The organism is Nocardioides psychrotolerans (genome assembly GCF_943371775.1).
GTDB classification, from domain to species: Bacteria; Actinomycetota; Actinomycetes; order Propionibacteriales; family Nocardioidaceae; genus Nocardioides; species Nocardioides psychrotolerans_A.
In genome coordinates this window covers 1-24,206 of sequence record NZ_CALRWD010000055.1, presented here as the reverse complement: position 1 = coordinate 24,206, position 24,206 = coordinate 1, and the positions used below count along the sequence as shown (strand labels likewise).

The following is a 24,206-nucleotide window of genomic DNA, read 5'->3' as shown; positions in this document are numbered from 1 at the left end:
TGCTCAGACCTGACCCAGGAATCGGTCGAACACCCGCGCGCCGAACTCCAACGAGTCGACGGGCACCCGCTCGTCGACGCCGTGGAAGAGCGCGGTGAAGTCCAGGTCGGCCGGCAGCCGCAGCGGCGCGAAGCCGTAGGAGCGCATGCCGAGGCGCGTGAAGTGCTTGGCGTCGGTGCCGCCGCTCATGAGGTACGGCGCCACGACGGCCTCGGGGTCCTCTGCGAGGAGGGAGCGGGTCATCGCCTCCACCAGGTCGCCCTCGTAGGGCATCTCCCACGGCTGCTGCTTCGAGACGTAGTCGATCGAGACGTGCTCGCCGCACAGCTCGGCCAGGGTGGCGAAGAACTCGTCCTCGTAGCCGGGCAGGAAGCGACCGTCGACGTGCGCGGTCGCCTCGGTCGGGATGACGTTGACCTTGTAGCCCGCACCCAGCATCGTCGGGTTGGTGGTGTTGCGGATGACCGCACCGAGCATCCGCGCGGCGCTGCCGAACTCCTCGATCAGGCTCTCGGCGTTCTCCGGAGTGGCCTCGGTGCCGGCCAGCTCGGCGACGGCCGCCAGCAGCGTCTGCATCGTCGGCGTCAGGCGCACGGGCCACTCGTAGGCCCCGATCCGGGCGACCGCGGCCGCCAGCTCCGTCACAGCGTTGTCGCGGTTGATCATCGACCCGTGGCCGGCGCGACCTCGAGCGGTGAGCTTCATCCATGCCATGCCCTTCTCCGCGGCCTCGATCAGGTAGAGCCGACGGCCGCGGATCGTCGTGCTGAATCCCCCGACCTCGCCGACGGCCTCGGTGCAGCCCTCGAACTCCTCGGCGTGCTTCTCCACCAGCACCTGGGCTCCGTGGTGGCCGCCGGCCTCCTCGTCGGCGGTGAAGGCCAGCACCATCGGCCGCGAGGGGACCTGCCCGGCCCTGGCCCGCGCGCGCACGACGGAGAGCAGCATCGCGTCGAAGTCCTTCATGTCGACGGCTCCCCGACCCCAGACGTAGCCGTCCTGGACCTCCCCGGAGAACGGGTCGACCTGCCAGTCCTCGGCCGCAGCGGGCACCACGTCGAGGTGCGCGTGCAGCAGCAGCGCGCCCCGGTCGGGCATGCCGCCACCGTCGCCGCCCCAGTGGGCCACCACCGAGGTGCGCCCCGGAGTCGACTCGTAGAGCCGCGACTCGATGCCCACCTCGTCGAGCAGGCTGGCCACGTGCTCGGCGGCCTTGCGCTCCCCCGGGCCCTCCTGGTCGCCGTAGTTGCTCGTGTCGATCCGGATCAGGTCACGGCAGAGTTCGACGACCTCCGCCGCGGGGTCGTAGGTCGGATGGTCGACGTCGGCACTCATGCCCCCATCAAAGCACCGCCGGCATCGACCCCCGATGCGGCCCACGGGCCTGTCCTTTGCTACTGTTCCACCGCACTCGTCCGGGTGGCGGAATTGGCAGACGCGCTAGCTTGAGGTGCTAGTGCCCGTATTAGGGCGTGGGGGTTCAAGTCCCCCCTCGGACACTCAGAAGGCCCCGGCTCCACGGGGCCTTCTGTTCATTTCGGCACGTCGAGACCGGTCGTCAGCGGGCTGGCCGCGGGTGCTCGAAGTGCTGGACCTCGGCGTCGTCGCCCGGGTAGAGGAGTCCCTCCTGCCCCGTGTCCGACCAGCGCACCACGTAGGGCGGTGAGCCGTCAGCGTTGCGGACCCCGATGATCTCGGCGTCCCGGACCGGGCCACCGACGTGCCTGTCGTGGACGACGAGTCGGTCTCCGACCTCGGCATACATCCTCCTCGCCTCAGCCGTCAGAGTTCTGGATGGTGATCTTGCGCGGCTCGGGTGCCGTCGTCGCGAGGGGCACCCGCAGCTCGAGCACCCCCGCCTTGTAGGTCGCAGCACACGTCTCGACATCGGCGTGCGCCGGCAGGTTGATGCTGCGCGAGAAGGCTCCGTAGTGCAGCTCGTGGCGTTGCCGGTCGTGCAGCTCCTCGCGTCGCTCCCCCTTGATCGTCAGGACGCCGTTGTCGATGGCGATGTCGACGTCGGTCGCAGGGTCGATGCCGGGCATCTCCGCGCGCACGACGTAGGTGTCGTCCTCGACGAAGTCCTCGAGACGGACGTAGGGCATGAGCCCGGCGCCCGCGGCGGACTCGCTCTCGAGCCACCCCAGCATGTCCGCGATCGGGTTGGTGCGTCGGTGGGTCAGCGTGGTCATGATCGTCCTCCTGGTGTCGGTCGGACCGGTCCTCGGAGCGGCCGGTCCCGTCATCACCAGCCTGCTCGCCCGCGTCGTGGCGTCCCAGGGTCGGAGGTCACCACCGGGCGCACCCAGGTCCCGATGGCGGGACGAGGGGTCCACCCGGAGCACGGCGGCCCCGGTGAGGTCGCTCGAGGTGCGAGGGCCGAAGGTCCCGGGACGTCAGGCCGCGCGGCACTGTCGCTCCCGTGCTCGAGGCAGCAGCCTGCGGACATGAGCTCCGACAGGTCGCCCCGCGAGGGCACCCGACGTCCACGCGGGGCCGCCGTCCGCCGCGACGCCCGACTCGTCGGGATCGCCCTCGTGGCGCTCGTCGTGGTGACCGAGCTGCGCAAGCCCTCGCGGGAGCGGACCTGGCACGGCGAGGTCCTCGGGTTCGTCCCCTACGACCTGCGCCCGGTGACCCTGGAGCGAGTGCGGAGCGCCTTCTGGTCGCCCGACGACTCCCGACTGCTCCTCCCGCGCGCCTTCGGCGTGGGCTGGTCCCCCAACCTCGGCAGGATCGCGCGGCTGGTCCTCGGTCGCGGTGGACCAGGTGCTGCGCCCGGCAACGGCGAGCCCGGGTGACCTTCGCCTCTGCCTCCGGAGCCGGCCGCAGCCCCATGGTGGGGACCACCCATCCCACCCGAGCCCGAAGGGGCACGCCATGTTCCGGACCACGGATCGAAGGACCACATCAGATCCGACGCTCCCACCGTCGGCAGAGGACCCTGGCGAGGCGGCACCCACACCGCTCACCTTTTCCTTCACCGAGCGCCACCTGGGGCTCGGCATCCTCCTGGCCCTGATCGTCCTCCTCCTCGTCGGCCTGGCGGTCGGCCAGCTGCTGGGTCACCTCGTCGCCGACCTCGTGATGGCCGCGCTCCCCTGACGCGTCTCGCCTGAGTCAGCCGAGACGCACCCGCTCGCCCGGGCGGGGCACCACGGCGCACCAGCCGAGCTCGTCGTGGATCCGCCTGGCCAGCGCGGCCGACGACGTGGGCTCGCCGTGCACGACGTAGACCACCTCGGGGGGTTCGGGGGCGGTGGCGAGCCAGCTCACCATCTCGTCGGCATCGGCATGGACCGAGAAGTCCTGCACGTCGACGACCTCGGCTCGCACCGGCACGTAGCGCCCGTGGATCTTCACCTGGCGCGCCCCGTCGAGCAGCTGGCGTCCACGAGTCCCGAGCGCCTGGAAGCCCGTCAGCACCACGCAGTTGCGATGGTCGGGCAGCTGCTGGGCCAGGTGGTGCACGACGCGCCCCCCGGTCGCCATCCCCGAAGCCGACACGATGATCGAGGGGGTGTCGGGCTGGTTCAGGCGCATCGACCCGGCGGTGTCCGAGACCGCGTGGACCTCGAGGGAGGCCAGGGCACTGCGGACCTCGCCGAGGTGGTCGCGCAGCTGGACCGACGGCTCCCCCAGCGCGTCGCGATAGACCTTCAGGGCGGCCAGCGCCATGGGGCTGTCGACATAGACCGGCAGTCGCGGGATGGCGCCCTGATCGATCAGGCGGTGGATCGCCAGCAGCACCAGCTCGGTGCGGTCGACCGCGAAGGCCGGGATGAGCACGGAGCCTCCTCGGGCCGCGGCGCGACGGATCGCACCCGCCAGGACCTCGGGGTCGGGATCGGGATGACACCGGTCGCCGTACGTCGACTCGACGACCATGGTGCGTGCCGACACGGGCGGCACCGGGTCGGCGAGGATCGGGTGACCGGGCCTGCCGAGGTCGCCGGTGAAGAGCGTGCGCCGCTCCGCGCTCTCGACGAGCACCGTCGACGAGCCGAGGATGTGCCCGGCGGGTCTCAGTGTCACCTCGATGTCGGGTGCGACCACGACGGCACGGTCGAAGTCGACGTGGCACAGCAGCCGCAGGGTGTCCCTCACGTCGTTCTCGTCGTAGAGCGGCAGCGCCGGGCGGTGCTTGGAGTAGCCCCCGGTGTTGGCGTGGCGGGCGTCCTCCTGCTGGAGGTGGGCGCTGTCGCGCAACACGATCGCCACCAGGGCAGCCGTCTCCGCCGTGCAGTAGATCGGCCCCGAGAAGCCCTCGCGCACCAGACGCGGAAGGTGACCGCTGTGGTCCAGGTGAGCGTGGCTCACCACCACCGCGTCGAGGCTGTCGGGCCGGACCGGGAAGGGTGCCCAGTTGCGCTTGCGCAGGTCCGAGACCCCTTGGTAGAGACCGGCGTCCACGAGGAGCCGCGCCCCCGGGGTCTCGACGAGGAACTTGCTGCCGGTGACGGTGCCCGTGGCACCCAGGAAGGTCAGGATCGGATCGCTCACGGCACTCCACCTCAGGCTCTGCCGATGTCGGCCCTTCGAGCGTGACCCTCCTCGCCCGCTCCCGCCAGTGCGCAGCGCCCTGTCGGGACCGGACCAAAGACCCTGGCCAGCGACCACCCCACCGGCCTTGGTCCAACGCCTGCCGCGCCGGGGACCTTCGCCCCTGCGAGATCCGCCTCCCTCTCGCTGGACTGGACCCATGTCCATCGCCGTGAGCAGCGCCGCACGGGTCGCACCTCCCTCCCGACAGGTGCGCGTGTTCCTGCTGCACCATCACGAGCTGATCAGGTGCGGCGTCCGCTCGGTCCTCGACGGGTGCGACGACCTGGCCCTGGTCGGTGAAGCGGCCGTCGCGTCGGGGGCGACCGCCCGGATCGCCGCCCTACGCCCGGACGTCGTGGTGCTGGACACCCGGATGGACGGCGGCGCGGGCGTCGAGATCTGCCGTGCTCTGGGCGTCTGTGTCCCACCGGTGGCCACGCTGGTCCTGGCCGCGGACGACGACGACACCCATTTCGCCGCGATCGACGCGGGCGCCACCGGCTTCCTCCTCGACCAGGTGTCGGCCGGTGAGCTCGCCCAGGGCATCCGTCGCGTCGCCGACGGACTGTCCGTGCTCGACCCTGCCGTCACGGGCAGGGTCCTGGACCGTCTCCGGCAGGGACAGGCTCTGCCTGCGGTACGACGCGTGGCCGGCATCGCCGCGCACGGCTGAGGACCTTCGCCCCTGGCCCCCCTGGCCCCGCCGGTGTCCTCTGGTCCCGTCATCGTCCAGGCATCGGCGCCAGGACTGACGGGCGAAGGGACCAGCCGTGTGCTTCTCGCCCGAGATGGACCTGACAGCAGCCGTCGTCATCGGGGTGATCGCAGTCGACACCCTGCGCCGCGTGCGGCGACCGGCCGACCTGCTGCTCGCCTCCCTCCCCGCCGTCTTCGCCGTGCACCAGCTCGTGGAGACGTTCGTCTGGTGGGGACTCGACGGCACCGTGCCGAGGGCCGTCGGCGACGCCGCCACCCACCTGTACCTCGTGATCGCCTGGCTGCTCCCCCTGCTGGTTCCCTCCGCCGTCCTGGTGGCGGAGCCCCGGGATCGCCGCCGCGGTGGCGCCGGCTTCGTCCTTCTGGGGGCGCTGGTGACGACCGTCCTCGTGGGCTCCCTGCTCGACGGCGACGTGTCGGCGCAGGTCGAGGGTCATCACCTCGGCTACACCACCGACGTGCCGTTCGCCGGAGCGGTGGTGGTGCTCTACGTCGTGGCCACCTGCGCTCCTCCCCTCATGTCGAGCAGTCGCCACCTGCGCCTCTACGGCCTCGCCAACGTCCCCGTGGTCGCCGCGCTGGGCTGGCTGAGCCAGTCCGGACTGGTGTCACTGTGGTGCGTGTGGGCGGCCCTGACCAGCGTCGCGATCGATGTGCACCTGCGCTCGTCCGAGGCCCGGCGCCTCGTCGAGACCCCGGTCACCGAGGCAACCTGACGCGCAGGAAGGAGGGTCGGTAGTCGGCGGGTGACCCACAGACTGCCGCGATGTCGGTGCTGTTGCGGCTGAAGGACACCACGACGCTGCCGCGCATGGGCAGCAGGTCGGGGTGCGCGAGGGGCATGTAGCGCAGCTCGCCGGTCGCGCTGTCGCAGGGCAGGTCCGCGACGACGTACGACCGGTCGAAGGGCCCGACGGGCGACCGTCCCGTCCATACGACCACCTCCCGTCCCAGGAACTCGTCACGCTTGCTCAGGACGTACCAGCGGCCGTCCTGTCGCCAGACGCTCAGCGTCTGGGAGACCCCGCCCTCCTCGGGCAGCAGGACCGCGGCCGCACCGGGGTCCGGCTGCCACGTCCGACCGTCCCAGAAGCGCCACCGGGCCATGTCGTGAACGGCTCCGGGTCGCACGCGTGCCACCCGCAGGGCGAACCCGTGGATGCCCGGGAGCCGACGCGTCGACGTCCCGTAGAGATAGAGCCACCCGCCGGCGATCGTGCTGGCCGCGCCCCACGCGACCACGGTCGAGCGCGGGTCGTCCGCACCGAGGTCGTGCCGGCCGACCAGGCGGGGTTGCCCCTCCGTCGGGACCAGGAAGGTCGCGAGGGTCGGCCCCAGCGTGACGATGCCGGGCCCCTGGTCGTGCTCGTCCGCCACCCGCTGAAGCATGACGTCGACGACGTCGGCACTGGAGGTGGAACGGGCACGCCGCCATCCCGACATGGGCCAGTAGCCGACGCCATCTGCACGGTCCGGCACCACCGCACCCCCCGCAGCCGGACGAACCGCCTCCACGCACGCGGGGTGGAAGACCAGCATCGAGTTGCGCACGAAGCGGCCATCCGCTCCCGTTCCGCGCAAGGTGTCACCGAAGAGCCAGAGGCTGCGGCCGTCGCCCAGACGGACGTCGACGCCGACGTCGGCGCCCAGGAACTCCGGCACCCCCGCCGCAGACTCCACGAAGTCGTTGATGGCTCCGACCGAGGAGCGCTCCCCGGTGGGGACGCACTGCTGACCGGCCGATCCGGCCTGCTGGTTCGGTGCCGGGTCGTCGGCGACGCAGCCCGGGCCCGCCAGCACGACGACGAGGGCGGCGAGAGCCCCCTGGTGCCCCGCCCTCCGGAGCCGGTGCGCACCCCGGACGGAGCTCACTCCGCGGTCACGGCTCGCAGCACGTCGACCACGGCCGTTCCCAGCCCCACCCCGGTCAGCGCCCCCAGCACCGACCTCATCACCGACTCCCGTCGTGCGACCGCACGGACCCGGGAGCGCGTGCTCCCGACCGCGCGCGCACGGCACACACGGTCCGGGCAGGCGGCTCGATGGTCCCGGTGCGTCCTGGAGGCGTCATGGCTCCCACCCTCAGGTCGATCGGCGGTGCAGCGCAGAGGCCAAGGTCCTGTCGCACCGAGGTGGTCGACACGCCGCCGCCACCCAAGTCTTGAATCATTCAAGAAACTCCGACACACTGCCGAGGTGCCTTCATCCCCGGACGTCGAGACCGCCTTGCGCGACGCCTCGCTGCGGGTGACACGTCCGCGGGCAGCAGTCCTGACCGCGGTCTACGAGCACCCGCACGCCGACACCGAATCGATCATCGGTGCGGTGCGCACGAGCCTGGGCGAGGTCTCGCACCAGGCCGTCTACGACGCGCTCCGGGCTCTCACGGCCGCGGGGCTCGTCCGCCGTATCCAGCCCTCGGGCTCGGTCGCGCGTTACGAGTCGCGGGTCGGTGACAACCACCACCACGTGGTGTGTCGCTCCTGCGGCGCGATCGCCGACGTGGACTGCGCGGTGGCGAGCACGCCGTGCCTGACCGCGTCCGACGACCACGGCTTCGCGATCGACGAGGCCGAGGTCACCTACTGGGGCGTGTGCCCCGACTGCTCCACCGCCCCCGCACGCAGCTCCTGAACCCACCCATCGCACCAGCTGGTCCCGGAAGGATTCCCTGTGTCTGACACCACCAAGCACGACGCCGCCGTCGGCGACATGAACTCGGAGGAGAGCGAGGCGCGTTGCCCCGTCGCTCACGCCCGTGTCCCCTCGCACCCCACCGAGGGAGTCGGCAACCGCGACTGGTGGCCCAACCAGCTCAACCTCAAGATCCTGCGCAAGCACCCGGTCGTCGCCAACCCCATGGGCGAGGACTTCGACTACGCCACGGCGTTCCAGAGCCTCGACCTCGACGAGCTGACCCGCGACGTCGACGCCCTGATGACCGACTCCCAGGAGTGGTGGCCCGCCGACTTCGGCCACTACGGCGGCTTCTTCGTCCGGATGGCGTGGCACAGCGCGGGCACCTACCGCATCAGCGACGGCCGCGGCGGCGCGGGAGCGGGCATGCAGCGCTTCGCCCCGCTCAACAGCTGGCCCGACAACGGCAACCTGGACAAGGCCCGTCGTCTGCTGTGGCCGATCAAGCAGAAGTACGGCGCCCGGATCTCGTGGGCCGACCTGATGGTCTTCACCGGCAACCGCGCGCTGGAGACGATGGGCTTCACCACCTTCGGCTTCGCCGGCGGCCGCGCCGACGTGTGGGAGCCCGACGAGGACGTCTACTGGGGTCCCGAGCAGACCTGGCTCGGCGACGAGCGCTACACCGGTGACCGCGAGCTGGAGAACCCTCTCGCCGCCGTCCAGATGGGCCTCATCTACGTCAACCCCGAGGGACCCAACGGGCAGCCCGACCCGCTCGCCGCAGCACGCGACATCCGCGAGACCTTCGCCCGGATGGCGATGAACGACGTCGAGACCGTGGCACTCATCGCCGGTGGACACACCTTCGGCAAGACCCACGGCGCTGCTGACCCCGAGCAGCACGTCGGTGCCGAGCCGGAGGGCGCGTCCATCGAGGAGCAGGGCTTCGGCTGGAAGAACAGCTTCGGCAGCGGCAAGGGCCGCGACGCGATCACCAGCGGCCTCGAGGTCACCTGGACCTCCACGCCCACCCAGTGGAGCAACCAGTACTTCGAGAACCTCTTCGCCTACGAGTGGGAGCTCACCAAGAGCCCCGCAGGTGCGTGGCAGTGGCAGCCCAAGGACGGCGGCGGCGCCAACACGGTGCCCGACCCGGAGGACGGCACCCTCAACCGCCCGCCGACGATGCTCACCACCGACCTGTCGCTGCGCGTGGACCCGGTCTACGAGGAGATCTCGCGACGTTTCCTCGAGCACCCCGACGAGTTCGCCGACGCCTTCGCCCGCGCCTGGTTCAAGCTCACCCACCGCGACATGGGTCCGATCCAGCGCTACCTCGGCCCTCTCGTCCCGCAGGAGACGCTCATCTGGCAGGACCCCGTCCCGGCCGTCGACCACGAGCTCGTCTCGGCGGCCGACGTGGCTGCCCTGAAGGAGAAGGTCCTGGCCTCGGGTCTCAGCGTGACCCAGCTGGTCTCGACCGCGTGGGCCTCGGCGTCGACCTTCCGCGCCAGCGACAAGCGCGGTGGCGCCAACGGCGCCCGCGTGCGGCTCCAGCCCCAGAGCGCGTGGGAGGTCAACAACCCCGACGACCTCGCCCAGGTGCTGCGGACGCTCGAGGGCATCCAGGCCGACTTCAACGCCCAGGGCGGCGCGGTCAAGATCTCGCTGGCCGACCTGATCGTGCTCGCCGGTGCCGCCGGAGTCGAGCAGGCAGCCCGCGCAGCCGGTCAGGACCTGACGGTCCCGTTCACGCCCGGACGCACTGACGCGACCGAGGAGATGACCGACGCCGACTCGTTCGCCGCGCTCGAGCCCACCTCCGACGGCTTCCGCAACTACGTCGGCAAGGGTCACAAGCTCCCGGCCGAGTACCTCATGGTCGACCGCGCCAACCTGCTGGACCTCAGCGCGCCGGAGATGACCGTCCTGGTCGGTGGCCTGCGCGTGCTCGGCGCGACCTACGACCGGTCCTCGCTGGGCGTGCTCACGCACACCCCGGGCGCGCTCACCAACGACTTCTTCGTCAACCTGCTCGACATGGGCGTGACGTGGTCCTCGGTCTCGGAGGCGCAGGAGACGTTCGAGGCACGCAACGGATCCGGTGAGGTCGTCTGGACCGGCACCCGCGCAGACCTGGTGTTCGGCTCCAACTCCGAGCTGCGCGCGATCGCCGAGGTCTACGCCAGCAACGACGCCCGCGAGAAGTTCGTGCGCGACTTCGTCGCCGCGTGGACCAAGGTCATGGAGCTGGACCGCTTCGACCTGGTCTGACCACCGGGTCCCGCTCCGGACCTGCACGACCACCGCACCCCGCCTGCCGTCTCACGGCAGGCGGGGTGTCCCGTCTCACGTCCGTCCCGGTGTTTGGCACACGAGGAAGTGGTGACTCTGGACATGTGCGGTCTTTTTGTCCAGTCACTCCGGACGAGACCGCGTCTTTGCCATCGACGCCCCAAGGAGGCGGCGCCTCACGGCGCCGACACACGTGACGACACAGCAAGCACGCACCACCAGTCCTGTCCCAGACCCGCACGACACGTCCTACGACGACACCCACCCGGCCCTCGACGCCCCGGTCGAGGAGGCGCAGCCGGCCCGCTCAGGGCTGGACCGCATCGTCTTCGGCGTCACGGCGGCGATCGCGGTCGCGTTCCTCGTCTGGGGGTTCGTCAGCACCGACTCGCTGGCGACCACCTCGGGCGACACGCTGGGCTGGACCATGGCCAACACGGGGTGGCTCTTCGTGCTCACGTCGAGCGCCTTCGTCGTGTTCGTGATCTGGCTCGCGCTGTCGCGCTTCGGCAACATCACGCTCGGTCGGGACGGGGAGCAGCCGGAGTTCGGGACCGTCTCCTGGGTCGCGATGATGTTCAGCGCCGGCATGGGCATCGGCCTGATGTTCTACGGCGTCAGTGAGCCCATCACCCACTTCGCGACGCCACCGCCCGGGACCGGCGCGGCCGGCAACCCCGAGGCGACCCAGAACGCCATGGCCACGACGCTCTTCCACTGGACGCTGCACCCGTGGGCGATCTACGCGGTCGTCGGCCTCGCCATCGCCTACGGCGTCTACCGCAAGGGCCGGCTGCAGCTCATCTCCGCAGCCTTCGAGCCGCTGCTGGGCGACCGGGCCCACGGACCGGCCGGCAAGGTCATCGACATGCTGGCGATCTTCGCGACGCTCTTCGGCTCCGCCGCGTCGCTCGGCCTGGGCGCGCTCCAGATCCGCTCCGGCCTCACGATCGTGACCGGATGGGGTGCCACCGGCAACGCGGTGCTCGTGGGGATCATCGCGGTGCTCACCGCAGCCTTCGTGCTCTCGGCGGTCTCGGGCGTCTCCAAGGGCATCCAGTACCTCTCCAACATCAACATGGTGCTGGCCATCTCGCTGGCGCTCTTCGTCTTCATCGTCGGCCCGACGATCTTCATCCTCAACCTGGTCCCGACCTCGCTCGGCTCCTACGTGCAGGACCTCTCGATGATGGCTGCGCGCACCGGCGCGGAAGGCAACGAGACCAACGCCTGGCTCCAGACCTGGACCGTCTTCTACTGGGCCTGGTGGCTCTCGTGGACGCCCTTCGTCGGCATGTTCATCGCACGCATCTCGCGCGGTCGCACCATCCGCCAGTTCGTCACCGGCGTCCTGCTCGTCCCCAGCCTGGTCAGCCTGGTCTGGTTCGCCATCTTCGGCGGCGCGGCCATCGACCAGCAGAAGAGCGGCACCGACATCGCCGGGGCGGGCGGCATCGAGACGCAGCTGTTCACCACCCTCGAGGCCTACCCGCTGGCGACGGTCTCGAGCATCGTGGTGATGGTGCTCGTGGCGATCTTCTTCGTGTCCGGCGCCGACGCGGCTTCCATCGTGATGGGCACGCTCTCGGAGCGCGGCACGCTGCACCCGAGCAAGCCGACCGTGATCTTCTGGGGCGTCGCCACCGGCGCCGTCGCGGCGGTCATGCTGCTGGTCGGCGGATCGGACGCCCTGACGGGTCTCCAGACGATCACGATCGTCGCGGCCCTTCCGTTCGTCCTGGTGATGGTGGGGCTGGCGGTCGCGCTCGTCAAGGACCTGCGCTCCGACCCCCTCATGGTGCGCCAGGCCTATGCCCAGGAGGCCGTCGAGGCCGCCGTCGTCGCCGGTGTCACCGAGCACGGCGACGACTTCGTGCTCGCGGTCGAGCGGGACCCGGAGGCCGCAGAGGGCGACTCCACGAGCGACGTCGCGCAGGACGCTCGGCGCTGAGCCGTCGTACGACGAGGCTGCTGGTCAGCTGCTGGGTGCGGTCACCGCGGGGCGCCAGCCCAGGCACGACTCGAGCAGCTCGACCTCGGGTGTGCTGATCAGCAGCTCGTCGTACTTCTCACCGCTGAGCTCGATCCGCAACGCCGGGACGCCACGCTGCAGCGACACCAGCTGACGGCGTCCCCGGTGACGCCACGTGCCGATCCGGCGAAGGGCGAGCAGGTCCAGGCCCACCCGCACTCCCGTGGCCTCGCGCCACGAGCGCACCAGCCGGACGGAGACGATTGAGGAGAGCGGGATGCTCTGGTCGCGCACCAGTCCGAGCACGTGCTCGGTCCGCGTGAAGCGCACCCTGAGATGGTGCCCGTCGATCTCCAGCCAGCTCATGGGGCGATCATGCCTCCTTCGTCGCCACCGGACCAGGGACCGAGGTCCCGAGGTCCGGTCGCGGCCGCCGGAGCAGCCGAAGTCCGGCCACGACCAGCCCGGGCAGGGCCGCCAGGCCCAGGATGAGCGCTCCCTCCGACCAGGACACCGCCGTGGTGTCGAGCAGGTCCTGGAGCGGCGCCCAGGTCACGGCCGCCACCTGGAGCAGGGCCGCCAGCAGCAGCGCCGCCTCCAGCGACCGCGACCGGAGGGCCAGCCCCTGACGTGGAGAGCGGATCGCGAGACCCACACCCAGCTGGGCCAGTCCCAGCGTCAGGAAGACCCAGGTCTGGACCGCGCCGGCGGGAGCGAGGAGCCCCGCGACGAGCGAGGACGCGGTGATCAGGCTCCCGGCCAGGAGGATCTGGCCGAGCAGGGCACCGCTGAGCACCGATCGCTCGGGCGACGGTGACGGACGGGCCATGTCCCGAGGGTCGAGCGGCTCACCTCCGAAGGCGACCCCGGGCACTCCGTGGGTGAGCATGTTGATCCACAGGATCTGGCCCGGCGCGAGCGGGACGACCATCCCCAGGAACGGTGCGAGCAGGATGACGAGGATCTCGGCCATGCCGCCCGCCAAGCCGTAGCGCAGGAACATCCGGATGTTGGCGTAGATCCGCCGACCTTCCGCCACGGCCGTCACGACGGTGCGGAGATCGTCGTCGGCGAGCACCAGGTCGGCCGCCTGGCGTGCCACCTCGGTCCCCCGGTCCCCCATGGCGACGCCGATGTCGGCCTGCCGCAGGGCCGGGGCGTCGTTGACGCCGTCGCCCGTCATGGCCACGACCGCTCCGCGGGCCTGCCAGGCGGCGACGATGTCGACCTTCTGCTCCGGGCGCGTGCGCGCGTAGACGCCGATCCTGTCGACCCGGTCGACGTGTCCACCGGCCGCGACGAGGTCGCCCTCGACCAGCTCGACACCAGGCTGCAGGAGACCGATCTGGTCCGCGATGGCCCGCGCCGTGGCCGGGTGGTCCCCGGTGATCAGCACCGTGCGGATGCCGGCCTCGCGACACGCACGAACGACGTCGGCCGCGTGCGGGCTGGCCGGATCGGAGATGGCCGCGAGCCCCCGGAGGCCGAGCCCCCGCTCGAGCCGTTCGCTCGCAGGGCGGCTCGTGGAGAGAGCGTCGGCGAACGCCAGGACCCGGAAGCCCTCCCGGGCCAGTCGCTCGGCCTCGGCTCGCGCCGCGTCCACCTCGGGCCCCGGCTCGACCAGGTCCAGCACCGCCTCGGGCGCCCCCTTGCACACCGTCCACCACGCGCCCTGGTGCCGGAGGTCGTCGGGACCGTCATCGCGGTGCACGGTGGTCATCCGCTGCGTGCTGCTGTCGAAGGTGATCTCCTCGACCCTGCTCCACCGGGCCGCTCCTGTCAGGGCGGCCGGGTCGCTCTTCAGCGCTGCGATCAACAGGGCGGCCTCCATCGGGTCCCCGACCACGCGCCAGGTCCCGGCGTCCGGACCGTGCACCTCGGCGTCGTTGCACAGGACGAGGTCCCGCAGCAGGAGGTCGAGCGGACCGGGATCACCGGGATCACCGTCGGACACGGTGACGCTGCCGGCGGCGTCGTAGCCGTGGCCGGACACCTGCCAGCTGCACGCCGGCGTCCACAACCGCTGGAGGAGCATGCGGCCCTCGGTGAGGGTGCCGGTCTTGTCTGAGGCCAGGACCGAGACCGAGCCGAGGGTCTCCACCGCCGGCAGCCACCGGACCAGGGCGTTCTGCTGGGCCATCCGGTAGGCGCCCATGGCGAGGGAGACCGAGACGACTGCGGGGAGTGACTCGGGGATGGCCGCGACGGCGAGGCTGACGGCGAGGATCAGCATGTCGGCGGGGTCCTCGCCACGCAGCAGCCCGAGCAGGAAGACGACCGCAGTGAGGCCCAAGGTCAGGACGACCAGCTGCCGCGAGAGCCGGGCGAGCCGCTGCTGGAGCGGGGTGGCCCGGTTGGTGGTGCCTGCGAGTGCCGCAGCGATGCGGCCGAGGCCACTGTCGGCACCGGTGCGGGTGATGGCGACCAGGGCCCGACCCCGCACCACGACGGTCCCTGACTGGACCTCCTCCCCGGGACCCCGACCGACGGGCACGGACTCCCCCGTCATCGCCGCCTCGTCGATCTGCAGCCCGGCGGCCTCGACCACGGTGCCGTCCGCGGGTACGACGTCGCCGGCCTCGAGGCGCACGAGGTCCCCCGGCACGACCTCGGCGCCGTCGACGGTGACCGGGACCCCGTCGCGCAGGACCGTCGCGTGCGGCGCCGAGAGACGGTCGAGCGCCGCGATGGCGGTCGCGGCCCGCAGCTCCTGGACCACGCCGATCAGGGTGTTGAGCACGATCACGGCCACGATGATGACGCCGTCGCTGAGGTCCCCCAGGGCGATCACGATGACGAGGGCCCCGAGCAGCAGCACGATCATCGGGTCGCGCAGCTGGCCCACGACCCGCGACACCATGCTGCGTGGTCGCGCCCGCGGGGCCAGGTTGGGTCCGTGCTCGTCGAGGAGGCGCGCGGCCTCGGCGCCGGTGAGCCCCCCGAGCGACGACACCGTCGAGCTCACGTCGAGGATCCCCCGACCGGCTGGAGCTGGGACTGGCGGTCAGGGGCAGCAGGAGCAGCCGGCACCGGGTCCACCACCAGCACCGGGCAGTGCGACTCTCGCAGGACCGCCCGGGTGGTCGATCCCAGGTGCCGACCCAGGGGGATCCGGGAGCGGTGCCGTCCGACCACGAGCAGCTGGGCCCGTGCGGACCCCGCCTCGAGGGCGTCGGCGACGTGGGCGTGCTGCGTGCGGACCTGCGTCGCCACGTCCGGGTAGTCCTCCAGCAGAGGTGCGAGCTGCTCCTGCAGGTCGGCCAGGAGCTGGGTCTCGTGCCGGGTGCCGGCATCGCCCTCGAAGACCAGGTCGTCGTAGTGGTCGGTGAAGTGCCACGTGTGCAGGACCCGCAGGGGCGCGTGGCGCGCACGTGCCTCCTCGAGGGCGACGCGCACCACGCGCTCGCCGGCGATCGGGTCGCTCAGTCCGACCAGCACGGGCAGCACCGCTCCGTCCACCGTCGTGACACCCGACCAGCCGGTCGGCACCGAGACCACGGGGGCGTGGGCGCGGCCAGCGACACCGCTGGTGACCGACAGCGTCGGGATGCGGGCTCCCCGGCCGGGCTGACGCTGGAGCACGACCACGGCGGCACGGTTGCTGAGCGACACCAGGGTGGCCACGACGCTGCCGTGGACGACCTCGGTGGTCACGGCGACATCGTCCCCCAGCTCGCGGGTCAGCTGCCGCTGCGCCTGGTGGAGCGCGGAGGCGCAGGCGCTGTGGAGCATGCCTTCCAAGACGTTGAAGGTCGCCGCCTCGGCACTGGTCGCCACCGGATGGACCACGCTGACGAGATGCACGCCGCAGCCCCGTCTGCGAGCCTCCTGCGCGGCGTAGGCGACGGCACCGGTCGCATCCTCGTCCCCAGGCACGGCGACGAGGACCTTGTGGGTCGTGAGCTCGAGCATGACGCGTCTCCTGGTGGCCTCGGGTGCGGTCCGTGGGACCGGCGACACCACCGAACCATCCGGGCGCTCCAGCTCGGACCTGCCGATGTGCCCCGGGGCTCGGGACCTTCGGCCCCCGGGGTGCTGACCCGGGACCCCTGACGGGGATCCGACGGAGGACGAGGGTGAGGAGCGAGGCCCCATCGAGGGATCCGACCAGACGACGAGGAGTCGCCGCCATGAACCATCCGGTCCAGCTCCGAGCGCTCGTGGTCTTCGAGACGATGTTCGGCAACACCGCCACGGTCGCGCGGTCCGTCACCGAGGGCCTGGTGGAGGGCGGGATGGACGTGACCGTGCTCGGTGTCCGTGACGCCGCGGGTGTGGACCCGTCCGACTTCGACCTGCTGGTCGTTGGCGGTCCCACCCACGCCTTCTCGCTCAGCCGTCCAGGGACACGGCAGGACGCGGTGCGCCAGGGTGCTCCTGCGGCGTCGGCCGAGGGGATCGGCCTGCGCGAGTGGATCGCGACCCTGACCCCCGGCCACGACCACCTGCTCGCCACCTTCGACACCCGGGTCACCAAGGTCCGTCACCTGCCCAAGGCCGCGTCCGGCCGGGCAGCACGGCTGATCACCCGTCGCGGCTTCCGCCTGGTCTCGCGTCCCACCGGCTTCGTCGTGACCGACATCCAGGGTGACCTGGTCGACGGAGAGACCGAGCGCGCCACCGCCTGGGGACGACTGCTGGCCGTCGAGACCCATCACCGACTCACTCCCGTCCCGGTTTCCTGAGAGGACCTCGTCATGCGTCATCTGCTCGTCCTGGGCGCCGGCACCGCCGGCACCATGATCGCCAACCGGATGCGGCGTCTGCTCGACCCGCACCAGTGGCAGGTGACCGTCGTCGACCGCGACGACGATCACCACTACCAGCCCGGCTACCTCTTCGTGCCCTTCGCGATGATGTCGCCCCACGACGTCGTGCGGTCCCGCCACGCCCAGCTGCACGACGGGGTCCACTTCATCACCGGCGAGGTGGACGTGGTCGACCACGCCGACGACGTGGTGGTCCTCGCCGACGGCACCCGCCTGCCCTACGACCAGCTCGTGATCGCCTCGGGCACCACGCCGCGCCCCGACCAGACCCCCGGCACCACCGGTGCCCTCTGGCGCGACAAGGTCCACGAGTTCTACACCCTCGAGGGCGCCGTCGCGCTGCGTGAGGCGCTCGAGCACTTCACGCACGGCCGGCTCGTCGTGCACGTCACGGAGATGCCGATCAAGTGCCCGGTGGCGCCGTTGGAGCTCACCCTGCTCGCCGAGGCGATGCTGCGCGGGCGCGGCCAGCGCGATCAGGTCGAGATCGTCTACGTCACCCCCCTGCCCGGGGCCTTCACCAAGCCGGTCGCGTCCGCGAAGCTCGGGCACCTGCTCGAGGACCGCAAGATCCTCGTCGAGACCGACTTCATGGTCGAGTCCATCGACAACGAGCGGCAGTGCCTGGTGTCCTACGACGAGCGCGAGGTCCCCTTCGACCTGCTCGTGACCGTCCCCCTCAACATGGGCGCCGACTTCGTGGCCCGCTCAGGGCTCGGGGACGAGCTCAACTACGTGCCCGTCGACCGGGGGACCTTCCTCGCCACGGGACACGGCAACATCTTCGCCGTCGGGGACGCCGGCGACATCCCGACCTCGAAGGCCGGCTCGGTGGCGCACTACTCGGTCGACGTGTTCGTCGAGAACTTCCTCGACCACGTGGAGGGCAGGCCACTGACGCACCACTTCGACGGCCACGCCAACTGCTTCGTCGAGAGCGGCGACGGCAAGGCGCTGCTGATCGACTTCAACTACGACGTGGAGCCGCTGCCGGGGAAGTTCCCCGTCCCGGTCCTCGGGCCGATGACCCTCCTGGAGGAGACCCGGGCCAACCACGCGGGCAAGACCGCCTTCTCCTGGGTCTACTGGAACCTCCTCCTCCCCGGTCGGCTGCCGATGCCCACCGACATGTCGATGGCCGGCAAGCACGTCCCGTCCCCCGTCCACCACACCGAACCGGGCGCCACGTTCCCGGAGAAGGAGCAGCTGCCATGAGCACCACGACCATCGACGGTCGCACTGTCCACGTCGACCAGGAGGGCTTCCTCACCGAGCCTTCGGAGTGGGACGAGGAGATGGCCCGCTCCCTGTCGGCCCTCCTGGGCATCGAGCTCGACGAGCGGCACTGGAGGATCCTGCGCTTCCTGCGGGCCGATCACGCCTCGACCGGCGAGACCCCGACGCTGAGACGCGTCAGCACCTCGTTGCAGGTCCCCATGAAGGAGCTCTTCCAGCTCTTCCCCACCAAGCCCGCCAAGAAGATGGCCTACGTCGCCGGGCTCCCGAAGCCCCGCGGCTGCGTCTAGGAGCCCGAGATGACCACCACCGACACCACCCCGACCATGCCCGACTTCGGGGCACCGGCCACCGATCGCACCCTCGCGATCATCTGCTCCAAGGGGAGCCTCGACATGGCCTACCCAGGCCTGGTCCTCGCCAACGCCGCTCTCGGTGAGGGCGTGACCGTGCACCTGTTCTTCACCTTCTGGGGCTTCGACATGATCAACAAGCGCACGATGGCCGACCTCAAGTTCACCCCGGTCGGCAACCCGGCCACCCACCTGCCGACCGCGATCAGCGGCATGCCCGGCATGACCGCGATGGCCACCCACCAGATGCGCAAGACGATCGCCGAGCTCGACATCCCCGAGGTCCCGGAGTTCCTCCAGCAGATCGTGGACTCCGGCGGCCACCTGTGGGCCTGCCGGATGTCGGCCGACATGCAGCACCTGAGCGTCGACGACCTCTTCGACGGGGTCGAGGACATCATCAGCGCCAGCGACTTCATCGAGAAGACCGACGGCGCTCAGCTCCTCTTCATCTGAGTTCCCCACCGCGAGAGGCACGTGACCATGCGCACCATCAAGGAGCAAGGCGGCCGACTGGCCGCTCTCACGCCGTACGACTGCTGGGCCCTGCTGCAGGACGTGAAGATCGGTCGCCTGGCCTGGTCACGTCCCCAGGGACCGGCCGTGGTGCCGGTCAACCTGAGCCTCGTCGACGGCTCCCTCTGGCTGCGCACCAGCCTGAGCTCCGAGCTGGTGCGCGACGGCCTCGACCGACCCGTGTCGATCGAGGTCGACAGGATCGACGAGACGACCCGCTCCGGCTGGAGCGTGCTCGTCCTCGGCACCGCCGAGCTCGTGACGGGCGAGGAGGTGCCCGAGCACCTGCACGTCCTCGATGTCTGGCCCACGGGCCCGCGCGTCGCCTACGTGCGGGTCTCCCCCACCCAGGTGACGGGTCGCCGTCTCGGCGCCCCGGCTCACCCCTGACCGAGAAAGGCCCCACCATGCTCGTCCGCGAGGCCATGAGCAGCACCCCGACCACCGTCGCACCCGACACCCGGATCAAGGTGGCGCTGGGGCTGCTCGCCCAGCACCGCCTCACCGCCCTGCCCGTGGTCGACGCCGACGGCCACCTCCAGGGCATGGTCAGCGAGGCCGACCTCATCCGGGAGTCCCTCACCCGGGACCCGCGCCTCCACGAGATCCCGGACTCCGGCGAGCGGATAGCACTGCCGCAGGCCGTCCACGAGGTCTACACCCCGCACGCGATCAGCGTGCGTCCGGACGACGACCTGGCGGACGCCGTCGACCTCATGACGTCCACGAGCATCAAGAGCCTGCCGGTCGTCGACGACCGCGGTCGCGTCGTCGGGGTCGTCAGCCGCAGCGACGTCGTGCGCATCCTGGCGCGCGCCGACAGCGCGATCGAGGCCGAGGTCATCGCGATGATGCACGACCTCGGGCACGACTGCTGGCTCGTCGACGTGGAGGCCGGCATCGTCCGGGTCGACGGCCCCTCCGGCACGAGCGAGGAGGCCCTCGCGCTCCTCGCCGCCCGTGCGGTGTCGGGCGTGGTGGACGTCCGCATCGCTTCAGGTCCCTGACGGACCGGCGCGGCAGGACCATCGGCCTCGGGCCCGGGGACCAACGCCCCTGATCGCCAGGAGTGCCCACCGCGAGGCTGAGGACACACAGCCGCGCCGATGACAACACCCAGGAGTCCCCATGAGCACCGAGCACGTCCCCGCAGGCAGCATCGTCGTCGGCATCGACGGATCCGCACCGTCGGAGGCAGCGCTGGACTGGGCAGCATCGGAGGCGGACCTGTCCCGACGCCCGCTGGTCCTCTCGCACGCCGCCCCCTTCCCTGCCGCCTCCGGGTCCGCGTGGCTCGGCACGATGGGCATCGATCCTGCGCTCGTCCACGAGCAGCTGCGTGCCGAGTCAAGGGACCTGCTCGACGCGGCGACGGCACGTGTCACCGCGGCGCACCCGGACCTCGTCGTGCACGCCACCATGCGGCTGGCGGACCCAAGACAAGCACTCCTCGACCTCGCCACCGAGGCGCACCTCGTCGTGGTCGGGTCGCGCGGGCTCGGCCCGATGCGGAGCTTCCTGCTCGGCTCGGTCAGCCTCGCCCTGACCAAGCACTCCGCCTGCCCCGTCGTCGTCGTGCGGCAGCGGACGACGGCGCCGGCCCCCGGGGGCGTGCTCGTGGCGCTCGAGAAGGGTGACGTCGGTGTCCTGGAGCTCGCCTTCGAGGTCGCCGATGCGCGCTCGTTGCCCCTGACGGTGCTGCACTGCTTCTGGGACGTGGTGAAGGTGTCGCAGGGCGCCGTGGACGTGCCCGACGACGAGCCCGGCGTCGAGGCGGAGCGGGAGCTCCTCGCCTCCGCGGTCGCCCCCCTGCTCGAGAAGCACCCCGACGTGCCGGTGCACCTGCAGCTCACGCGCGGGTTCGTCGACGCCCGTCTGATCACGGCCTCCGCCACCGCCGACCTGATCGTGGTCGGTCACCAGGCCAAGCCGTTCCTCGACGAGGTGATCTACGGCTCGGTCGCCCCGATCATCGTCGAGCACGCCGCGTGCTCGGTCGCCGTGGTGCCCCAGGTCGAGGGGACCGGGACCGATGTCGCAGCTCACTGAGCTCACCAGCACCTACGTCTTCGCCTTCGCCGACGGCAATAAGGACCTCAAGGACCTCCTGGGGGGCAAGGGCGCCAACCTCGCCGAGATGACACGGCTGGGCCTCCCGGTCCCCCCGGGGTTCACGATCACCACCGAGGCCTGTCGCGCCTACCTCGCCGACGGCGTGGAGCCACCGGAGCTCGACGCCGAGATCAGCCGGCACCTCGACCTGCTCGAGGAGACCATGGGGCGCACCCTCGGCGACCGCGACGAGCCCCTGCTCGTCTCGGTCCGGTCCGGCGCCAAGTTCTCCATGCCGGGGATGATGGAGACGGTCCTCGACATCGGCCTCAACGACGCGTCGGTCCTCGGGCTCGCTCACCGGCACGGCGACGAGCGCTTCGCCTTCGACTCCTACCGGCGGCTGCTGCAGATGTTCGGCGCGACCGTGCTGGGCATGGACGGTGCCGTCTTCGCGACCGCCCTGGACGCGGTCAAGGCCCGTCGTGGAGTGACGCTCGACCTGGAGCTGGAGGTCGACGACCTCCGCGAGCTCGTCGCGACGTTCCAGACGCTGGTCCGCGAGCACACCGGTCGCGACTTCCCGCAGGACCCGCGCGAGCAGCTGCGGCTGGCCGTCCGTGCGGTCTTCGGCTCGTGGCACACCGACCGTGCCGCGCTCTACCGCCGCCAGGAGGGCATCCCCGAGGACCTCGGCACCGCGGTCAACGTGCAGGCGATGGTCTTCGGCAACCGCGGCATGACCTCGGGCTCCGGGGTCTGCTTCACCCGGGACCCCGCCTCGGGGCGCCGTGGCGCCTACGGCGACTATCTGCAGAACGCCCAGGGCGAGGACGTGGTCTCGGGCATCCGCAACACCGTGCCGCTGGCCGACCTCGCCGACATCGACCCGCCGGCCTACACCGCGCTGCTCGGCCACCTGGCGACCCTCGAGCGGCACTACGCCGACCTCTGCGACGTCGAGTTCACGATCGAGGAGAACACCCTGTGGATGCTCCAGACCCGCGTGGGGAAGCGCACGCCGGAGGCCGCCTTCCGGATCGCCGCGACCATGCTCGACGAGGGCCTCATCGATGCCGACGAGGCGCTCCTGCGCGTCTCCGGCGCCCAGCTGGCCCAGCTCCTCTTCCCGCGCTTCGACCCCGGCGCGGACCGGGTCCTCGTGGCGACGGGCATGAACGCCTCGCCCGGTGCGGCCGTGGGTCGCGTCGTGCTGGACTCCGACACCGCTGTGGCCTGGGCGGCTCGTGGTGAGCGCGTGGTGCTCGTGCGGTCGGAGACCACGCCCGACGACCTGCGCGGCATGGTCGCGGCGTCCGGGATCCTGACCAGCCGGGGTGGCAAGACCTCCCACGCGGCCGTGGTGGCGCGCGGCATGGGCCGCACCTGCGTGTGCGGTGCCGAGTCGGTCCGGGTCGACCTGGACCAACGGGTCCTGCACCTGCGCGACGGTCGCACCATCGCCGAGGGCGACACCATCTCCCTCGACGGCACGACCGGCGAGGTGTTCCTCGGGGGCGTGCCCGTGGTCGACTCGATCCTGGTCCGTCACCTCGAGGGAGAGGCCGTCGACGACGACCTGGTCCGGGCCGTGAGCCGCCTGCTCACGCACGCGGACGGCGTACGACGCCTCGAGGTGCACGCCAACGCGGACACCCCCGCGGACGCGGCCCGCGCACGTCGCTTCGGCGCCCAGGGCGTCGGTCTGTGCCGCACGGAGCACATGTTCCTCGGCGAGCGCCGCCTCCTCGTGGAGGACCTCATCCTGGCCGACGACGACGCTGCCCGGACTGCGGCGCTCGACCGCCTCTTCCCGCTCCAACGCGCCGACTTCGTCGGTGTCCTGGAGGCGATGGACGGCCTGCCGGTGACCATCCGCCTGATCGACCCGCCGCTCCACGAGTTCCTCCCCGACCTGACCGACCTGTCGGTCAGCGTCGCGCTCGAGGACCTGCAGGGACCGGAGGTCGAGCGCCACCACCGGCTGCTGGCCGCCGTGCGCCGCCTCCACGAGCAGAACCCGATGCTCGGCCTGCGCGGGGTGCGGCTCGGCATCGTCATCCCGGGGCTGGTCGCCATGCAGGTGCGCGCGATCCTCGAGGCCGCTGCCGACCTGATCGAGGCCGGTCGGGACCCGCGGCCGGAGATCATGGTGCCGCTGGTCGCCAGCGAGCGTGAGCTGACCCTGGTCCGGGCCACGATCGAGGCCGTCGCGACCGAGGTGCAGCTGGTCAGGGGTCTGGCGGTGCCCCACACCATCGGCACCATGATCGAGCTGCCGCGCGCCGCCGTGACCGCCGACAAGATCGCCACGGCCGCGGAGTTCTTCTCCTTCGGCACCAACGACCTCACCCAGATGACCTGGGGCTTCTCCCGCGACGACGTCGAGGCCGCGTTCTTCTCCACCTACCTCGAGCAGCGGATCTTCGAGGCCTCGCCCTTCGAGACCCTCGACGTCGAGGGCGTCGGCGGGCTCGTGCGCACCGCCGTGCGGCTGGGACGGAGCATCCGTCCCGACCTCGGGCTCGGCGTCTGCGGCGAGCACGGCGGCGACCCGGCGTCGATCCACTTCTTCGACGAGGTCGGCCTCGACTACGTGTCCTGCTCGCCGTTCCGGGTGCCGGTCGCCAGGCTCGAGGCCGGCCGCTCGGCCCTCGCCGCTCGCCGTCGGGGGGCCGTGGCGCCCGACTCGTGAGACGGACGGGAAGTTCCCGCGCCCCTCGTAGGTTGGCCAGGAGTCCGGCGCCCACGCCGGACGCGGTCGGGTGACTCCCGTCCGCCGACGAAGACGAGAGGCATCACGTGACCGACACCGACCTTGCCGCCCAGGCCACCGAGCTGCTCCGCCTCCACCAGGCACCCGAGCTGCTGACCGTGGTCAACGTGTGGGACACCATCACCGCGACCGTCGTCAGCGACATCGCTGGCACGAAGGCCCTGGCGACCGCCAGCCACTCGATCGCCGCGTCGCGCGGCTACGAGGACGGCGAGAACATCCCGGTCGACGAGATGATCGCCGAGGTCGCCCGCATCGCGAAGGCGACCTCGCTGCCGCTCTCCGCCGACCTCGAGGGTGGCTACGGCGATGCCCCCGCGACCATCCGCAAGGCG

At 71.3% G+C, this 24,206-nt stretch carries 24 protein-coding genes and 1 tRNA gene; 17 read left to right on the top strand and 8 right to left on the bottom strand.

What is annotated here, in order from left to right; genetic code table 11:
• Window positions 1-3: 3 nt before the first annotated feature.
• Window positions 4-1,335, bottom strand: coding sequence for a M20/M25/M40 family metallo-hydrolase (locus tag AAG827_RS15240; RefSeq protein WP_341926964.1), 1,332 nt, complete (start codon window positions 1,333-1,335; stop codon window positions 4-6).
• A 78-nt stretch (window positions 1,336-1,413) separates the two neighbouring features.
• On the opposite strand from AAG827_RS15240, the gene AAG827_RS15235 reads away from it, so the two are divergent.
• Window positions 1,414-1,499: transfer RNA gene (locus tag AAG827_RS15235), tRNA-Leu, on the top strand.
• Between the two features lie 59 nt (window positions 1,500-1,558).
• Here AAG827_RS15235 and AAG827_RS15230 read toward each other — a convergent pair.
• Window positions 1,559-1,765 carry a DUF1918 domain-containing protein gene (locus tag AAG827_RS15230; protein ID WP_341926963.1) on the bottom strand — a complete coding sequence of 69 codons (207 nt, stop codon included), beginning with the start codon at window positions 1,763-1,765 and terminating at the stop codon, window positions 1,559-1,561.
• Between the two features lie 10 nt (window positions 1,766-1,775).
• Entirely contained in the window at window positions 1,776-2,192 is a 417-nt protein-coding gene (locus AAG827_RS15225; RefSeq protein WP_341926961.1) for an Hsp20/alpha crystallin family protein, read from the bottom strand.
• A gap of 255 nt (window positions 2,193-2,447) precedes the next feature.
• Here AAG827_RS15225 and AAG827_RS15220 point away from each other — a divergent pair, with 255 nt between their 5' ends.
• A complete protein-coding gene (locus tag AAG827_RS15220; RefSeq protein ID WP_341926960.1) occupies window positions 2,448-2,801 on the top strand; it encodes a DUF5808 domain-containing protein in 354 nt (117 codons plus the stop codon).
• Window positions 2,802-2,880: 79 nt separating this feature from the next.
• Window positions 2,881-3,105 (top strand): hypothetical protein, encoded by a 225-nt coding sequence (locus tag AAG827_RS15215; protein WP_341926959.1) that lies wholly within the window; start codon window positions 2,881-2,883, stop codon window positions 3,103-3,105.
• 15 nt (window positions 3,106-3,120) lie between these two features.
• Here the strand turns inward: AAG827_RS15215 and AAG827_RS15210 are convergent, their stop codons facing one another.
• Entirely contained in the window at window positions 3,121-4,503 is a 1,383-nt protein-coding gene (locus AAG827_RS15210; protein WP_341926958.1) for an MBL fold metallo-hydrolase, read from the bottom strand.
• 199 nt (window positions 4,504-4,702) lie between these two features.
• On the opposite strand from AAG827_RS15210, the gene AAG827_RS15205 reads away from it, so the two are divergent.
• Together AAG827_RS15205 and AAG827_RS15200 are read left to right on the top strand one after the other, a co-directional pair.
• The gene (locus AAG827_RS15205) at window positions 4,703-5,218 is read left to right on the top strand and encodes a response regulator transcription factor (RefSeq protein WP_341926956.1); all 516 of its coding nucleotides are present in this window, start codon (window positions 4,703-4,705) and stop codon (window positions 5,216-5,218) included.
• A 97-nt stretch (window positions 5,219-5,315) separates the two neighbouring features.
• Window positions 5,316-5,978, top strand: coding sequence for a DUF6629 family protein (locus AAG827_RS15200; RefSeq protein WP_341926955.1), 663 nt, complete (start codon window positions 5,316-5,318; stop codon window positions 5,976-5,978).
• On the opposite strand, the gene AAG827_RS15195 is transcribed toward AAG827_RS15200, so the two are convergent.
• Window positions 5,962-7,134, bottom strand: coding sequence for a DUF4185 domain-containing protein (locus AAG827_RS15195; protein ID WP_341926954.1), 1,173 nt, complete (start codon window positions 7,132-7,134; stop codon window positions 5,962-5,964). The two genes, AAG827_RS15200 and AAG827_RS15195, sit on opposite strands and share 17 nt — an antisense overlap.
• A 324-nt stretch (window positions 7,135-7,458) precedes the next feature.
• Between AAG827_RS15195 and AAG827_RS15190 the strand changes: the two genes are divergently transcribed.
• The 3 genes from AAG827_RS15190 to AAG827_RS15180 all read left to right on the top strand — a co-directional run bounded on the left by AAG827_RS15190 (window position 7,459) and on the right by AAG827_RS15180 (window position 12,148).
• On the top strand, window positions 7,459-7,896 hold the full coding sequence (locus AAG827_RS15190; RefSeq protein ID WP_341926953.1) for a Fur family transcriptional regulator: 438 nt from the start codon (window positions 7,459-7,461) through the stop codon (window positions 7,894-7,896).
• A 78-nt stretch (window positions 7,897-7,974) separates the two neighbouring features.
• On the top strand, window positions 7,975-10,176 hold the full coding sequence (gene katG / locus AAG827_RS15185) for a catalase/peroxidase HPI (RefSeq protein ID WP_341926975.1): 2,202 nt from the start codon (window positions 7,975-7,977) through the stop codon (window positions 10,174-10,176).
• 214 nt (window positions 10,177-10,390) lie between these two features.
• Window positions 10,391-12,148 (top strand): BCCT family transporter, encoded by a 1,758-nt coding sequence (locus AAG827_RS15180; protein ID WP_341926952.1) that lies wholly within the window; start codon window positions 10,391-10,393, stop codon window positions 12,146-12,148.
• 24 nt (window positions 12,149-12,172) lie between these two features.
• Here the strand turns inward: AAG827_RS15180 and AAG827_RS15175 are convergent, their stop codons facing one another.
• The 3 genes from AAG827_RS15175 to AAG827_RS15165 are packed head-to-tail and all read right to left on the bottom strand — an operon-like array spanning window position 12,173 to window position 16,081.
• Entirely contained in the window at window positions 12,173-12,535 is a 363-nt protein-coding gene (locus tag AAG827_RS15175) for a hypothetical protein (protein WP_341926950.1), read from the bottom strand.
• Window positions 12,536-12,542: 7 nt separating this feature from the next.
• Window positions 12,543-15,134, bottom strand: coding sequence for a cation-translocating P-type ATPase (locus tag AAG827_RS15170; RefSeq protein ID WP_341926948.1), 2,592 nt, complete (start codon window positions 15,132-15,134; stop codon window positions 12,543-12,545).
• Window positions 15,131-16,081 (bottom strand): universal stress protein, encoded by a 951-nt coding sequence (locus tag AAG827_RS15165; protein ID WP_341926947.1) that lies wholly within the window; start codon window positions 16,079-16,081, stop codon window positions 15,131-15,133. Before AAG827_RS15165 ends, AAG827_RS15170 begins: the two co-directional genes overlap by 4 nt.
• 218 nt (window positions 16,082-16,299) lie before the next feature.
• Here AAG827_RS15165 and AAG827_RS15160 point away from each other — a divergent pair, with 218 nt between their 5' ends.
• The 9 genes from AAG827_RS15160 to AAG827_RS15120 form a co-directional block, all read left to right on the top strand.
• Window positions 16,300-16,854: a hypothetical protein gene (locus AAG827_RS15160; RefSeq protein WP_341926946.1), complete on the top strand. Its 555-nt coding sequence runs from the start codon at window positions 16,300-16,302 to the stop codon at window positions 16,852-16,854.
• 12 nt (window positions 16,855-16,866) lie between these two features.
• Complete coding sequence (locus tag AAG827_RS15155) at window positions 16,867-18,153, top strand: FAD/NAD(P)-binding oxidoreductase (RefSeq protein ID WP_341926945.1); 1,287 nt, start codon at window positions 16,867-16,869, stop codon at window positions 18,151-18,153.
• Entirely contained in the window at window positions 18,150-18,464 is a 315-nt protein-coding gene (locus tag AAG827_RS15150) for a TusE/DsrC/DsvC family sulfur relay protein (protein ID WP_341926943.1), read from the top strand. Before AAG827_RS15155 ends, AAG827_RS15150 begins: the two co-directional genes overlap by 4 nt.
• Before the next feature lie 9 nt (window positions 18,465-18,473).
• The gene (locus AAG827_RS15145) at window positions 18,474-18,983 is read left to right on the top strand and encodes a DsrE/DsrF/DrsH-like family protein (protein WP_341926942.1); all 510 of its coding nucleotides are present in this window, start codon (window positions 18,474-18,476) and stop codon (window positions 18,981-18,983) included.
• 27 nt (window positions 18,984-19,010) lie between these two features.
• The gene (locus AAG827_RS15140; protein WP_341926940.1) at window positions 19,011-19,433 is read left to right on the top strand and encodes a pyridoxamine 5'-phosphate oxidase family protein; all 423 of its coding nucleotides are present in this window, start codon (window positions 19,011-19,013) and stop codon (window positions 19,431-19,433) included.
• 17 nt (window positions 19,434-19,450) lie between these two features.
• The gene (locus AAG827_RS15135) at window positions 19,451-20,050 is read left to right on the top strand and encodes a CBS domain-containing protein (RefSeq protein WP_341926939.1); all 600 of its coding nucleotides are present in this window, start codon (window positions 19,451-19,453) and stop codon (window positions 20,048-20,050) included.
• Between the two features lie 121 nt (window positions 20,051-20,171).
• Window positions 20,172-21,092 carry a universal stress protein gene (locus tag AAG827_RS15130; protein ID WP_341926938.1) on the top strand — a complete coding sequence of 307 codons (921 nt, stop codon included), beginning with the start codon at window positions 20,172-20,174 and terminating at the stop codon, window positions 21,090-21,092.
• On the top strand, window positions 21,076-23,790 hold the full coding sequence (ppdK, locus tag AAG827_RS15125) for a pyruvate, phosphate dikinase (protein WP_341926937.1): 2,715 nt from the start codon (window positions 21,076-21,078) through the stop codon (window positions 23,788-23,790). Before AAG827_RS15130 ends, ppdK begins: the two co-directional genes overlap by 17 nt.
• Window positions 23,791-23,897: 107 nt before the next feature.
• Window positions 23,898-24,206 (top strand): isocitrate lyase/phosphoenolpyruvate mutase family protein (locus AAG827_RS15120; protein ID WP_341926935.1); only part of this gene is annotated, 309 nt, incomplete at its 3' end.